The sequence below is a fragment of the Eubacterium sp. AM05-23 genome (genome assembly GCF_003477535.1).
Classification (GTDB): domain Bacteria; phylum Bacillota; class Clostridia; order Eubacteriales; family Eubacteriaceae; genus Eubacterium; species Eubacterium maltosivorans.
In genome coordinates this window covers 19,527-32,777 of the sequence record NZ_QUDF01000016.1, presented here as the reverse complement: position 1 = coordinate 32,777, position 13,251 = coordinate 19,527, and the positions used below count along the sequence as shown (strand labels likewise).

Here is a 13,251-nt window from a genome sequence, read left to right as displayed (position 1 = left end):
ATTCAATATTTTTACCTTTAAAGATAAAATCCCACGGATTCAGGCCCACTGTCCTCTTACGTTTACAGATACACCTAAGAAAAACAAATCCTAAATAAAATCATCAAAGCTGTTGCTGTAAACACTCAAAAAGTCATAAAGCTCACGGTCTTCATCCATTTCTCCCCAGACTTTTGGCGCTGCAGTCCAGAATTCCTGCTGGAACCGCTTCCAATTTTTTGAACCGAAAAAAACCGGACCCAGGTGCAGTCCTATCTTGATAAAATAAAGGCGATGGTCTCTCTTAAAGGCTCCGATCGCACGATGGGTGTCTTCAAAAACAGGCTTTCCCTCAGCGTTCAACCCCACAGCGTAATCTCCTGTATTGGGAATCCGGTAGGCCCACTCGCTTGATGCGCCCAAGGGGGACACGATCCTGGCTTTCTCAGGATTCAAATAGTGGTCGTCATCGCCAAACAGCTGGATTCCGGTCCAAGCGGCCGCATAAAAAAATGCGACTGCAGCAAACAGTATGCCTGCCCCCTTCAAAATTAACCTGCTTTTTTTCATTTAATCTCTCCCTTCAGCCATAAACGCCTCTCGTCCTAAAATCAATGGTTTAATTGATTTTAGCACAGCTTTAGGCCTTTGCAAAGGATATCCCAAATTTTACTTTTGGCTTAAGAAAAAAGAGAGCGCCGTATGCTGTGCGCACTACGCTCTCTCACTGGTTTCTGCTCCTCCCTAAAGGTCTCGGAGGATTTCCAGAATATTCTTTTTTTCTTTTCCAAAATCTGGGTCCATAAGCTGCTCCAGAGGGTCCTCTTTGTCAAAATTTCTCTCTATCTCCCTGACAATACGGCCTGGCCTTTTGCTGAAAACCAGTATCCGGTGGCCCAGCACCAGAGCCTCCTCGACATCATGGGTGACAAAGAGTACCGTGGGGTGCAGATCGCGCCAGACCGATAAAACCAGTTCCTGCATCTTTGGCCGCAGCTGAGCGTCCAGCGCAGCAAAGGGCTCATCCATAAGCAGGCATTGGGGCTCCATAACCAGCAGCCGCGCCAACGCTGTGCGCTGCTGCATACCGCCGGACAGAGCGTCTGGATAGTAATCGCCAAAATCCGCCAGGCCTGTGAGCGCCATAAAACGGTTCACCCGATCCAGCTGCTCCTTTCCCCGCACACCTGCCTGCCTCAGGCCAAAGGCCACGTTGCCCGCTGCGGTAAGCCAGTCGAACAGAACAGGTGTCTGAAACATCATGCCCCGCTCTGCGCCTGGGCCTGTCACAGGGCTTTCATTAAAGCAGACCGATCCTGCCACGGGCTTTTCAAAGCCGGCTGCCAGCTTTAAAAGCGTTGACTTTCCGCAGCCGCTGGGTCCCAGCAGTACGGTGATTCTCCCCGGCTCTGCCCTGAAGCTCACATCCTTTAAAACCTCCAGGCCGCCATAGCCATGAGATATATTTTTAAATTCCAGACTCATTTTTCATGCCTCCCCTCGGGTAGATCCTTCTGCATATAACCACTAACAGAAAATCCGTCACCTTAGCTGCCACAGCAATGACGATCATCGCCGCCAGAACCATATCCACATGGCCAAGCATCCGGGCGTCACTCATGATAGCGCCCAGTCCCTTTGTAACCCCGGTGACCTCGCCCAGCACCAGGTAGGCCCAGGCAACGCCCAGCCCCAGACGGAGCCCTACCGCAGTCTGGGGGAAAGCCGCGGGAAAAATGACAGATCGGAAAAGTCTGAAGCCCTGCGCCCCCAGCATCTGTCCAGCCTGGATATACGTTTCTGGAATACCCGCCGCCCCGGCAGCGGTATTGACATAGATGGGAAAAAAAGCTGCCAGCGACATGAGAAAAAGGGTGTTTCCCTCACCCACCCCAAACCAGACAATGGCAATGGGCAGCCAGCCGATGCCGGGCACCGCCTTGAGCAGATGGATCACCGGGTCAAAAAGACGTCTCAGCACCGTTATGCGGCCAGTCAGAAATCCCATAAGCATCCCTAGGCTTCCAGCCATAAAAAATCCGGCCAACACCCGGAGCAGACTGACCCTCAGGTTTTCCCACAGCGCGCCGGAATAAGGGGTAACGCCAAGACTGCCGGAGGCAAAGTCTGCCAGCACCCGAAGCAGCGCAACAGGAGACGGCAGCTTATAGGCTGGTATCTGTCCAGAGACAGACAGCCAGAGCCAGACCAGTACCACCACCGCCGGGAAGATCCATCCCACCAGATCCACCCGCTTTATGATGCTTCGTAACCTTTCCATCGGTTTGCCTAACGCCGTTTAGCGGCCTGTTCCAAAAAGCTGAGGTCAAACATGGCGTCGATATCCGGCACATTGTCGATCATGCCCAGCTCCTTCATGCGGTCCGCCAGGTTTCTGGTATTCTGGATAAAGGTATCGTCAATGTCTGAGCAGAGCTCAATATTGTCTGCCGAGATTTCAAGCAGAGCCTTGTCCGTACCAAATTCTGCCGATTTATCCAGCCATTTCTCCTTGTTCTCGTTCAGCATCCTGGTCGCGTCCACATGGGCGTTAACCAAATCCTGAACCCTTTCCGGTTTATTTTTAATGGTATCCTCGGTAACGATCATCGCCGCATTGATGGTGCCAATGCTGTCGTCAAAGTAGGGATAGCTCAGAATACGCCCATACCCCTCCTGAACAGCCTGAGACGGGTATGGCTCGCCGCTTAAAAAAGCATCAATATCCCCGTTTACCAAGGCCTGTCCCATATCGAAAAAGTCGATGCGCTTAAGCTCCACATCGGTGTCCGGGTTAATGCCATTGCGTTTAAGCACCTCCAGCAGCAGGGCATGGTGCATGGTGCCCGGCACATAGGCAATGCGCTTGCCCTTCAGGTCTGCCTCACTCTGAATACCAGAATCGCTGCCCACCACCAGAGCCGAGCATTTGTTGCACAGGCTGGTGACGATCTTGACCGGCTCACCCTTGGAGGCAGCTGTAATGGCAGTGACCAGTGTGGTACCGCACATATCCAGACTGCCGGCCAACAGCGCGGTTTTCTGGTCTCCAGGATTGGTGAACGGCAGAACCTCGACACTTTCTGGCATAAATTCATCGTAAAAATAAGGGGTGATGGTCTGGGCTGTTTTCCAGGTTCCCACAGTTACCTTCTCACGCTTTTCCCCCTGATCCTCTTTAGAGCTGCTGCAGCCCGCAAACAGGCCTGCTGCCATTACCACAGCAAGCGCCATTGCCATACATTTTTTTAATTTCATTTTTTCCTCCCTTTTTATTACATTTCCAGTCCGGCACACAAGGTGTAGCCAGCCTGTTCAAACCATTTCTCTGCTGTCTGAGCATCGAACTGATTCCATTTTTCTTTTGGCAGACAGCAGCTGTCCCGTGGAATAGAACCGGTTTCCACCACAGCCACGTTGGCGCCGAAGCGCAGAGCCTTTGGTGTCGCCGGATGCACGCAGATGTCCGGCACTCGGCTGCCGCCAGCCAGACGCGTGACGGCCACAATCTGAGCCAGCCGGTTTTCGCTTATCTGCGGATGCACGCCCAGGGGGGTTCCCGGTACCGGTACGCGGGCCATACCGCCGGTCACAATGGCCTTGTGCTCAATGGCGCACAGGCAGATATCCGCAATTTCCTCGTTGCTGTGCTCAACACCGATGGGTTCGACCAGAAAAACCAGCTTAAGCGGTGAATCCTTGACGGCGCCCAGGGTTTTCAGGCGCTCCACAGGGTTAAACCGGGTATCCCTGCCTTCCCCCAGTCTCAGAGAATGGTATATAAAGTCCACACCGGCGCGGTGAAGGGCATTGGCCTTTTCCAGATCAAACTCACCGACGTTCAGTCCAATCTCATAGCTGCCCGGCACAGCCCCGCGGATTTTTCCAATAAGCTCTGACAATACATCCAGACTGTAAAATTCTGTGGTTCTCAGCACGATCCAGCGCACCTTGTTTTCTGCATAGTCCCGGACGCTTTCGATGATCTCCTCTTCTGAAAAATCCCGCTCGCGGTCTGCCTCCACAATCCCCCAGGCTTCACCCAGCGAACAAAAATCACAATTCATGGGGCAGGCCTTATAGTCAACGCCCATTGCGCCCCAGAGATAGGCTCTGTCGCCTGTCACATGCGACGCCACCCGCCGGGCCGCCTGTCCCAGACGCTCACAGGCCTCCGAATCCGGATCAATGCTGAGCAGACGAACCAGCTCTGCACGTTCCAAGGCCTTTCCATCAAGCACATTTCTCTCAGCCTTTTCAATAAAAGCAAACAGCTCTTCTTTTTCCTTCATTTCATTTCCTTTCACACATATCTTGTCATTCTTCTATTAGACTTTGTCATATAGATGTCAAAATGTAGTATAGCGTGTTTTAAGGCGTTTGTCCAGATGATTTTTAAGCCGCTGTCCATCTCCAAACAAAAAATCCCGGAACCAGACGGTCCGGGATTTTTCTTTAGCAATTTATTTTTTAATCATGTCTGTGGCCTTCTGAGAACCCTCCAGCATCAGGCTTGAGGCTTCCATGGCCATGCCGTCAGCTTCGCCCGCCTTGTCAACAAGGGCGTTCATAGCTGCTTCATCGATACTATTGGGATCAATGGGCGCATTAAAACATTCCTTATAAAGGGCAATGGCGGACAGCATTTTATCCGACGCTCCCTTAAAGCTGGATTGAATGTCCTCCATTTTTTTCGGGGCTTTTAAGGCTCCCAGCTTGGTCCAGCTGGTTTCCATTTCAGAAAGCTTTGACTGCACACTGTTGATCCAGTCCTGGCTTTCATAGTCTGCTCCGCTTAAAAGCTTCTGCCAGTCTGTGTTCTCCTGGGAAATTTCAGTCGCCAGATTGGTAAACTCCTCGGCGTAAGCCTGGGTGCCGTCGTCGCCGCAGCCGGTAATGGACAGCGTCAGGCAAAAAACAATCAACAGAACCCCCAGCAGTTTCATTTGCTTTTTCATTTTTCTTCTCCTCTCATCGTAAATGTTTACAACCATTTTAGCATATTTTTTATGCTAATAAAAGGAGACTTTGAATCACTTTTGACAAAATAACCACTTGTCTTTTCCTGCCTTTTGAGCTATTCTAATGACAAGGCTTACATAAACAGGAGGACTTTACCATGTCCAATATTTTAGATTATCTTGACTGGCGGGGAGATCTTACCCTGGACCAGTCTCCCTTTAACGCGGTAGACAACCTGATTCTCAGCTGCGTTTCCTATATCCGGTTCGAGGGTATTGTTCCAAACAGCACAGAAGCCGTCAGCATTGCCGAAGCTTTTGGACGCTTTTCAGCACTGCCAGAGGCAGAGCAGCAGCTGCGCCTGCGGGTGGACGAAGACAGACGCCTTTTGAAGGCGCTGGCCCAGAGCCGCCGTTTTTCAGACATGGGGCTCTGCCTTTACGATGACCAGCTGGACCCCATCCTGGAAAAACAGTTTTGCGGGCTTACGGTTCTGACCGGTGACGGGCTGGCCTTTATTGCTTACCGTGGCACAGATAACACCCTGGTTGGCTGGAAAGAAGACTTTAACATGAGCTTTAAGACCTGTGTCCCCTCCCAGACCGAGGCCGCCGAGTATCTGAGGCGTGCTGCCGGGAGCCTGGGCGCCGTCCGTCTGCGCATAGGCGGCCACTCAAAGGGCGGCAATCTGGCAGTATACGCCGGTATTCATTGCGGGGCGTATCTCAACCGTATTGAGGTGATCTACAGCAACGATGGCCCCGGCTTTCCCGCGGAGGTGCTGGAAAGCCCCTCATACCTTGCCATTAATGACCGTATCCGTACTTTTGTACCCCAGACCTCCATTGTCGGCATGCTCCTTGAGCACGCAGAGGACTACACTGTGGTTCACAGCAAGCAAATCGGTATCGCCCAGCACGACCCCTACTCCTGGGAAATTCTGGGGCCCGATTTCGTCTGTCTGGAATCTGTGACCGCTGGCTGCCGCTTCATGGACCAGACAGTCAAGGCCTGGGTCGATGGTATGTCTCCTGAGGAGCGCGAGCAGTTTATCGACACCTTCTATGATATTCTCTCTGTAACACAGGCTCAAACCGTCAGTGATCTGGCACACTTCTCCCTGAAAAATGCCCGCGCTGTCAAAAAAACCCTTGAAAATACCGACCCTGAAACAAAAAAGATGATGACCGAAGCCATCTCCAAGCTTTTGGACGCTGCCAAGGAATCCTTCCATACCCTGCTGCCGCACAAAAAAGCCTCAGACTGAGATCTGAGGCTTTCCCTTTATACAGCTTCACGTCATTCGGACGCTTGCCGCAAAAGCTCCTGATAATCTCGCCAGACTGCCTCCCAGACACTTTTTTCGCCAAAGGCAATGTCGTCGAGCTGACAAACGGGCATCATCCCCATTAAAGCGTTGGTGACAAAGGCCTCATCAAAATCGCGGGCCTCCTCGGGCAGAATCACTCTCTCCTCCACGTCGTAGCGGCTGATCAGGTAATCACGGACGGTTCCTGGCAGCAGACCGCAGGACAGCGGCGGCGTGATCAGGCGTCCTTCCCTAACAAAGAAAAGATTCGTCACCGCTCCCTCTGTCAGCTTCCCCCTGGTGTTTAAAAACACGGGTTCATCAAAGCCCTGGGCGGCGGCTCTTCTTTTTTCCAGAATATTTTCTCCATAGCAAAGCGTCTTGTAACGGGTCAGGGGGGAGGTTTCATTGCGCCGCACCGGACTGGTTCTCAGCACAAAGCCACGCTCGTAGTCTGCCAGAGTATAGGGATTTTCCCGGCAGGACCACAGACAGTTTTTCTGGGATACCATGACCTTGAGCACACCGTTCTTCATGGGGTGCTTTTTCAAAATTTCAGCCACCCACTCCGGTGTCACAGGGTTTTGGAGTCCAAAGAAATCCAGAGCTTTTTTCAGGCGTTTCAGATGCGCCTCTAAAAACACAGCTCGGCCATACATGACCGCGATGGTTTCAAAAGCCCCCAGTCCAAAACAGAAGCCATCGTCTAAAAGCATTTCCTGTCCGCTCATTTCATGGCCTCCAGAAGTGCCCTGGCCTTCTGCTCCGTTTCCTCATATTCAAATTCCAAATCCGATTCACAGGTAATGCCACCGCCCACACCCAGGGTGTAGCAGCCGTTTTGGTAAACCGCAGTACGGATCACAATGTTCAGATCACAGCTCCCGTCCAAGCCCAGATAGCCCATGGAACCTGTATACAGCCCTCTGCGGCTCTGCTCCAGTTCGTCGATGATTTCCATTGCCCGTATTTTGGGCGCCCCGGTAATTGACCCGCCTGGGAAAGCGGCACGGAGCAGGTCAGGGGCTGTCAGACCGTCCCGCAGCTTTCCAACAATATTGGAAACCAGGTGAAAAACTGTGGCATAGGTTTCCACGTCGAACAGGCTGGTAACCTTCACGCTGCCCGGTTCACAGACCCGGTTAAGATCGTTGCGCTCCAAATCAACGATCATGAGCAGCTCGCTCTTATCCTTGCCGGATTCCTGAAGCTCCTTCTTCAAGGCAGCGTCCTCCTCTGGCGTCACGCCCCGGCGGCGTGTGCCCTTGATGGGCCGTGTTTCCACCAAACCGTCTTTCATGCGCAGAAACCGCTCTGGAGAAGCACTGATGACTTGAAAATCCCCATAGTTAAAATAGCCGCCAAAAGGCGAAGGATTGTTCTCACGCAGGCTCTTAAACATAGCGTAGGGCGGCTTCCCGCTGTAAGCCATAATACGCCTGGTCATATTTGCGATGTAGATATCCCCCTCCACAATATAATCAATCATCCGGTCAATAGCCTTTTTATAGGCCTCCTTTTCAAAATCCGAGGTGATTTTCACAGGGTATTCTTCCCATTCCCCAGCTTCTTGACTGGGGGTAAAAGCGCTGATTTCGGCTTTTAAGGCATCCAGAACTGCTCCAGGCTCTGCCAGCATACCACTGGCCGTCAGGTACAGCCTTTTTTCATGCCGGTCCTCAATGATGAGGTTGTCATAAAAGTTCAAAATACAGTCTGGAACCGCCTGAGACCGGCTGTGGCGGGTCTTGATCTGCTCAAAGCTCCGGCCGTAATCATAGGTAAAATAGCCGATGGCGCCCGAGATCATGGGCAGCCCTGTATCGTTCTTTTCGTAATGCGCTGCCATATACGCACCCAGGGTTTCCTCCAGACTGCCCTCAGCCGGGCTGCCGTCCACATACAGGGCGCCATCCTTTACCTCCAGTGTTTTATAAGGGTTCAGGCCAATGATGGAGTACCGCCCCATTTCATTGACCAGGGAAGAATCCAGTAAAACAGCGCCAGGGCGGCTGTGGTAAAGCTCAAAAAGCTCAGCTGCGCCGTATTTAAGAGGCCATTCGACAATCTGTGTTTTCATCCTGACACCACCACTCCTCGCATAATCGAATAAAATTGTTTAAAACCGCATGACCCGACTCGGTCAGCACTGCCTCTGGATGGAATTGAACGCCGTAAACCGGGTAATCCCTGTGGGAAAGCGCCATGACCACACCATCCTCAGACCGGGCGTCGATGAGCAACACCTCCGGCAGGCTGTTTTCCGCTACCACCAGCGAGTGGTAACGGGTGACAGGCATCTCCTGCCTGAGCCCCCTGAACAGGTTCCTGCCCTTATGAAATACTGGCGTAATCTTGCCGTGCATGGGTCTTTCCCCTTTTTTTACATCCGCGCCAAAAACATGGCCGATGATCTGGTGCCCAAGGCAGACCCCCAGGATCGGCACCCTGCCCGCAAAGGCACGGACAATCTCAGCCGATTCACCGCAGTCCTGCGGGTTTTTAGGCCCCGGAGAAATGATGATTCCCCGAATGTCTCTGCGCTTAAGCAGTGCGCTCAGATCTGCCGCGTCATTGCGGATGACCTCGACCTCCTGTCCCAGTTCTTTAAAATAAGCGTCGAGATTATAAACAAAGGAATCGTAATTGTCAATCATGATATACATTTGTAGTCCTCCTGTAAATCTGGTGCACAAAAAAAGCCAAAAACAGGCACGCCCTCAGCGCGTCTGTTTTTGGCAGTCTTCTTTTCATTGAAAAGGCACACCCTATTTGGTTGATTGTTTTTATCTTAACTGATTTTCACTCAAAACTCAAGGATATTTTTCAAAAAAGGGAAACGGCGCCGTGATGATTAAAGCGGCGCCGCTTTCCAAATATATTTTAATTTAATAGAGGGAGCGATTTAGAGGTTTTCTTTGAAGAATGCTTCTAATTCAACAATAGCGGTATCTTCATCAGGACCGTCTGCCTGTACAGTGATGGTTTCGCCGTTTTTAGCACCTAAGCCCATAACGCTTAACATGCTCTTGCCATTACCGGTTTTACCATCCTTAACCAGGCTGATTTCTGATGCATATGGCTGGGTTTTTTTAACGAGTAAGCCTGCTGGTCTTGCATGAATACCTGCTGGGTCCGTAATTTTGTAATTAAATTCTTTCATTTTAAGTTCTCCTTTGGACTATAAAAATTTCTAGTATTATATTAACATTTTTACCCAAACTTGCATAGCAAATCTTGTTTATTTTCTAAAAATTTTTAACTTTATATTAATCTGGCATAAATATTGCTATTAAATGCTTATGCTGCTTCTTTTTTTAAGGGTTTTTTCAAAATCGCCAGCAGAATCATGCCTACAACAGAGCCAATGAGCAGTGACACAACATAGAACAGCGGGTTGCCCACCACCGGGAAAACAAACACGCCGCCGTGGGGCGCCATCAGGGTGCAGCCAAAGAGCATTGAGAGGCCGCCGGCCACCGCAGAGCCCACAACGCAGGATGGAATAACGCGGATGGGGTCAGCCGCTGCAAAGGGGATCGCCCCTTCTGTGATAAAGCACAGGCCCATAATGTAGTTCGTCAGCGCCGACTGGCGTTCCTTCTGGGTAAAGCGGTTTTTAAAGAAAGTGGCGCACAGGGCAATAGCGATGGGTGGCACCATACCGCCGATCATAACCGCTGCCATGATGTCATACTGGCCGGAGCTGATGGCTGCCGTACCAAATACATAGGCTGCTTTGTTGAATGGGCCGCCCATATCAATGGCCATCATGCCGCCCAGAATCACCCCGAGAATTACCTTGGAGCTTTCACCCATGCTGTTTAAGCCGTTGGTCATAGCCGTATTCAGAGCTGCGACTGGCGGATTGATGATGAATACCATCAGCGCGCCCATGATCAAAAGGCCGAAGAAAGGATACAAAAGCGTCGGCTTGATACCTTCCAGGGCATCGGGCAGTTTATCAAATAACTTACGCAGTCCCAGCACCAGATAGCCAGCCAGAAAACCAGCAACCAGCGCGCCGAGAAAACCAGAGGTCCCGCCGGTGGTAATGGTCATGGTGCCGTCTACCATCCCCAGGATATACCCCTGGCTGGCAATATAACCGCCCACAAAACCAACCGCCAGACCTGGACGGTCCGCGATACTCATGGCAATATAGCCAGCCAAAATCGGAAGCATAAAGCCGAAAGCAGCGCCGCCGATGGTCTTTAAGAATGCCGCAAAGGGAGTATTCATCCCAAAGTTGGCTGGATCGATGGCGTAATCGTCAAAAAGGAAGGCCAGCGCGATCAGGATACCGCCGCCGATAACAAAGGGCAGCATATGGGAAACGCCATTCATGAGATCCTTGTAGATCTTGCGGCCAATACTCTGCTTTTCGCCGCTGTCAGCAGTGTTTTCTTCCTTGCTGTCAGCATGATAAATGGGCGCCTTGCCCTCCAGTGCATGGCTGATCAGCTCTTCAGGCTTATGGATACCATCGGCTACCTTGGTCTGAATAACCGGCTTGCCATCAAAACGGGCCATGGGCACATTTTTATCCGCAGCCACGATAATGGCGTCGGCATTGGCAATTTCGGCACGGGTCAGTTCATTCTTAACGCCGCCGGAGCCGTCTGTTTCAACCTTGATACTGACCCCCATGTCCTTGGCTTTGCCCTCTAAGGCTTCAGCGGCCATATATGTATGGGCAATCCCGGTTGGGCAGGCAGTTACAGCCAGCACCTTCGGGTATCCAGTATCCACCTCAGCCGCTGCTTCACGCACTCTGGCCTCCTCGGCTTCTACCTTTTCCACAGCCCTTTCCGCTGCGTTTTCTTTTTCCTTTTTGGCGTCTTCCTCGCCAAATTTTTCTGTTTCTTTCTGGTCGATAAGCTTCAAAAATTCATCCTTGTCCGTCGCGTTTATAAGCTTTTGTCTAAAATCCTCATCCATGAGCATCATGGATAAGCGGCTTAACAGCTCAAGATGTGTATCGTCAGAATTATCCGGCACAGCAATGGCAAAGAGCAGATGGGCAGGCTGCCCGTCCATGGATTCATAGTCGGTGCCTTCCTTGCTCACCATAACAGCCAGTCCAGCTTCCTTCACAGCGCTTGTTTTGCCATGCGGGATGGCGATCCCTTCGCCGATTCCGGTCGTTCCCTGTTCCTCTCTGGCAACAACGGCTTTCTTGTAGCCTTCCTTGTCATTAAGGTTTCCGGTCGCGTCCATGAGCTCAACCAGATTATCAATGGTCTCGCTCTTGGATGCAGATTTTCCCTGAAGGTCAATGCCTTCTTTTTTCAGTAAATCTGTAATTCGCATTTCTTTTCCCCCTGGAATTAGATTTTATTTAAAAGGTCAGAGACCTCTTGTCTGGTTGCCAGCTCTTCCGAGAAAGCACTGGCACTGCCGGCAGCCACGCCCATTTTAAAGGCAGCCGCCAGGTCGCCGGATTCCAGATAGCCTGCCAGAAAGCCCGCCACCATGGAGTCGCCCGCACCCACAGAGTTTTTAACCTTACCCGTGGGCGCCGCACTTTTATGCACACTGCCATCCTCGTTCAGGAAGATGGCGCCATCGCCTGCCATGGAAACCAGCACGTTGCGCGCGCCCATTTCCTGAAGTTTTTTACCGTATAAGATAATCTCATCATCGTCTTTAAGGGTAAGCCCAAACATATCGCCAAGCTCGTGATTGTTGGGCTTGATCAAAAACGGATGGTATTTTAAAACCTTTTTAAGCAGCTCCTTTGTGGCATCTACCACAATATCAATGCCCCGATTCTCAAGCCGCGCCATGATACGCTCATAGGTGTCTGACGGCATGGAGCTCGGAATACTGCCCGCCAACGCCAGCACATCGCCCTTTTTTAGCCTGTCCAGCTGGGCGAAAAGCTTTTCCAGCGCTTCCTCAGAAATCTGAGGCCCGCGGCCGTTGATCTCGCTCTCCTCCTGGGATTTAAGCTTGACATTGATGCGGGACAGCCCGTTTTCGATTTCGATAAAATCAGAGCTGCATCCAAAGTCCCGGACACGCGTCTCGATTTCTCTGCCGGTAAAACCAGCGATAAAGCCCAGGGCCACGTTGTCAAAGCCGAGGTTTTTAAGCACAATGGAAACATTGATGCCCTTACCGCCAGGGAACAGCCGCTCCGAGGCGGTACGGTTTACCTGGCCGGTTTTAAAATCATCGACCTTTACAATGTAGTCCAGGGATGGATTAAAGGTCACTGTGTAGATCATTTTTGTCTACCTCCATTATCTCTGTGAATTTCAGGTATTTATGATCCTGTAAATCCGTGGTGATGATCCTCGCGCTGCCGATGTCGCCAAAGGTAACGGAAGAAATTTTATTAAATTTTGAAGGGTCGCTCAGAATGTAAGCGTCCCGGCAATTATCAAAGGCTTCCTTTTTAACCATGGCCTCGTGCACGTCTGGCGTGGTGTATCCTGCCGTTGGACTGATGCCATTGGTGCCGAAAAAGCCAAGGGTAAAATTATATTTCCTAAGGGCTTCCACAGTTTCCTCGCCCACCATGGCTTCGGTAGAGACCCGGAGGTGTCCGCCCGGGATAAAAACTTTATACCCCTTTTTAAGGAGTTTATTTGCGTGTCCAAGGCCGTCGGTCACATATGTCGCTTCCTTTTCGCTGATATAGTCAATGAGCGCCTCGGTAGTTGTCCCCGCGTCAATAAAGACAAAGTCGCCTTTATGAATGAGCGAAGCCGCGTACTGTCCAATGCGCTTTTTTTCCTCACTGTACTGCCCGTGTTTATAAGCCACATCGTCTTCATTTGTTGTATAGCTGTTGTCAACGGCTGTCGCACCTCCATGAACCTTATGAACCAGACCCATTTCGTGCAGGGCGGTAAGATCCCGCCGCACCGTTGATTCCGAGCTTCCGAGCAGCTCCGTCAGCTCCTGCACGGTCACTGCTTTTTTGTTCTCCACGGTTTTTAATATAATGCTAAATCTTTCCTCTGTTAACATCTCTCTGTCCTCCGCAACTG

Annotated in this window: 14 protein-coding genes; 1 reads left to right on the top strand and 13 read right to left on the bottom strand. The window is 51.2% G+C overall.

Annotated features, from left to right (window positions below):
* Nucleotides 1-90: 90 nt before the first annotated feature.
* From DW091_RS17935 to DW091_RS17910, 6 genes are all read right to left on the bottom strand, one after another.
* Complete coding sequence (locus tag DW091_RS17935) at nt 91-549, bottom strand: hypothetical protein (RefSeq protein WP_118518876.1); 459 nt, start codon at nt 547-549, stop codon at nt 91-93.
* A gap of 174 nt (nt 550-723) precedes the next feature.
* On the bottom strand, nt 724-1,464 hold the full coding sequence (locus DW091_RS17930) for an ABC transporter ATP-binding protein (RefSeq protein WP_118518875.1): 741 nt from the start codon (nt 1,462-1,464) through the stop codon (nt 724-726).
* Nucleotides 1,448-2,260: an ABC transporter permease gene (locus DW091_RS17925; RefSeq protein WP_118518874.1), complete on the bottom strand. Its 813-nt coding sequence runs from the start codon at nt 2,258-2,260 to the stop codon at nt 1,448-1,450. Before DW091_RS17925 ends, DW091_RS17930 begins: the two co-directional genes overlap by 17 nt.
* A gap of 8 nt (nt 2,261-2,268) precedes the next feature.
* Nucleotides 2,269-3,237, bottom strand: coding sequence for an ABC transporter substrate-binding protein (locus tag DW091_RS17920; RefSeq protein ID WP_074618063.1), 969 nt, complete (start codon nt 3,235-3,237; stop codon nt 2,269-2,271).
* Nucleotides 3,238-3,254: 17 nt separating this feature from the next.
* On the bottom strand, nt 3,255-4,271 hold the full coding sequence (locus DW091_RS17915) for a radical SAM protein (RefSeq protein ID WP_224168842.1): 1,017 nt from the start codon (nt 4,269-4,271) through the stop codon (nt 3,255-3,257).
* Nucleotides 4,272-4,442: 171 nt separating this feature from the next.
* Nucleotides 4,443-4,937 (bottom strand): hypothetical protein, encoded by a 495-nt coding sequence (locus DW091_RS17910; protein WP_058693651.1) that lies wholly within the window; start codon nt 4,935-4,937, stop codon nt 4,443-4,445.
* A 161-nt stretch (nt 4,938-5,098) separates the two neighbouring features.
* Between DW091_RS17910 and DW091_RS17905 the strand changes: the two genes are divergently transcribed.
* Nucleotides 5,099-6,208 (top strand): Mbeg1-like protein, encoded by a 1,110-nt coding sequence (locus DW091_RS17905; RefSeq protein ID WP_058693650.1) that lies wholly within the window; start codon nt 5,099-5,101, stop codon nt 6,206-6,208.
* Between the two features lie 32 nt (nt 6,209-6,240).
* Here DW091_RS17905 and DW091_RS17900 read toward each other — a convergent pair whose 3' ends face one another.
* From DW091_RS17900 to DW091_RS17870, 7 genes are all read right to left on the bottom strand, one after another.
* Entirely contained in the window at nt 6,241-6,981 is a 741-nt protein-coding gene (locus DW091_RS17900; RefSeq protein WP_118518873.1) for an aminotransferase class IV, read from the bottom strand.
* Nucleotides 6,978-8,330, bottom strand: coding sequence for an aminodeoxychorismate synthase component I (pabB, locus tag DW091_RS17895; protein ID WP_118518872.1), 1,353 nt, complete (start codon nt 8,328-8,330; stop codon nt 6,978-6,980). The genes DW091_RS17900 and pabB overlap by 4 nt, the downstream gene beginning before the upstream one ends.
* Nucleotides 8,299-8,916, bottom strand: coding sequence for an aminodeoxychorismate/anthranilate synthase component II (locus DW091_RS17890; protein WP_118518871.1), 618 nt, complete (start codon nt 8,914-8,916; stop codon nt 8,299-8,301). The genes pabB and DW091_RS17890 overlap by 32 nt, the downstream gene beginning before the upstream one ends.
* A 239-nt stretch (nt 8,917-9,155) precedes the next feature.
* Nucleotides 9,156-9,413: an HPr family phosphocarrier protein gene (locus DW091_RS17885; RefSeq protein ID WP_058693646.1), complete on the bottom strand. Its 258-nt coding sequence runs from the start codon at nt 9,411-9,413 to the stop codon at nt 9,156-9,158.
* 137 nt (nt 9,414-9,550) lie between these two features.
* Nucleotides 9,551-11,563: a fructose-specific PTS transporter subunit EIIC gene (locus DW091_RS17880; protein WP_118518870.1), complete on the bottom strand. Its 2,013-nt coding sequence runs from the start codon at nt 11,561-11,563 to the stop codon at nt 9,551-9,553.
* A 17-nt stretch (nt 11,564-11,580) separates the two neighbouring features.
* Nucleotides 11,581-12,483 (bottom strand): 1-phosphofructokinase, encoded by a 903-nt coding sequence (pfkB, locus tag DW091_RS17875; protein WP_058693644.1) that lies wholly within the window; start codon nt 12,481-12,483, stop codon nt 11,581-11,583.
* The gene (locus DW091_RS17870) at nt 12,461-13,231 is read right to left on the bottom strand and encodes a DeoR/GlpR family DNA-binding transcription regulator (protein WP_118518869.1); all 771 of its coding nucleotides are present in this window, start codon (nt 13,229-13,231) and stop codon (nt 12,461-12,463) included. The genes pfkB and DW091_RS17870 overlap by 23 nt, the downstream gene beginning before the upstream one ends.
* Nucleotides 13,232-13,251 lie beyond the last annotated feature (20 nt).

Excerpts from the sequence above, each read along its gene's own strand:
- DW091_RS17885 (WP_058693646.1), bottom strand. The coding sequence starts at position 9,413 with ATGAAAGAATTTAATTACAAAATTACGGACCCAGCAGGTATTCATGCA.
- DW091_RS17925 (WP_118518874.1), bottom strand. The coding sequence starts at position 2,260 with ATGGAAAGGTTACGAAGCATCATAAAGCGGGTGGATCTGGTGGGATGG.
- DW091_RS17935 (WP_118518876.1), bottom strand. The coding sequence starts at position 549 with ATGAAAAAAAGCAGGTTAATTTTGAAGGGGGCAGGCATACTGTTTGCT.
- DW091_RS17915 (WP_224168842.1), bottom strand. The coding sequence starts at position 4,271 with ATGAAGGAAAAAGAAGAGCTGTTTGCTTTTATTGAAAAGGCTGAGAGA.
- pabB (WP_118518872.1), bottom strand. The coding sequence starts at position 8,330 with ATGAAAACACAGATTGTCGAATGGCCTCTTAAATACGGCGCAGCTGAG.
- DW091_RS17930 (WP_118518875.1), bottom strand. The coding sequence starts at position 1,464 with ATGAGTCTGGAATTTAAAAATATATCTCATGGCTATGGCGGCCTGGAG.
- DW091_RS17905 (WP_058693650.1), top strand. The coding sequence starts at position 5,099 with ATGTCCAATATTTTAGATTATCTTGACTGGCGGGGAGATCTTACCCTG.
- DW091_RS17900 (WP_118518873.1), bottom strand. The coding sequence starts at position 6,981 with ATGAGCGGACAGGAAATGCTTTTAGACGATGGCTTCTGTTTTGGACTG.
- DW091_RS17910 (WP_058693651.1), bottom strand. The coding sequence starts at position 4,937 with ATGAAAAAGCAAATGAAACTGCTGGGGGTTCTGTTGATTGTTTTTTGC.
- DW091_RS17870 (WP_118518869.1), bottom strand. The coding sequence starts at position 13,231 with ATGTTAACAGAGGAAAGATTTAGCATTATATTAAAAACCGTGGAGAAC.
- pfkB (WP_058693644.1), bottom strand. The coding sequence starts at position 12,483 with ATGATCTACACAGTGACCTTTAATCCATCCCTGGACTACATTGTAAAG.
- DW091_RS17920 (WP_074618063.1), bottom strand. The coding sequence starts at position 3,237 with ATGAAATTAAAAAAATGTATGGCAATGGCGCTTGCTGTGGTAATGGCA.
- DW091_RS17880 (WP_118518870.1), bottom strand. The coding sequence starts at position 11,563 with ATGCGAATTACAGATTTACTGAAAAAAGAAGGCATTGACCTTCAGGGA.
- DW091_RS17890 (WP_118518871.1), bottom strand. The coding sequence starts at position 8,916 with ATGTATATCATGATTGACAATTACGATTCCTTTGTTTATAATCTCGAC.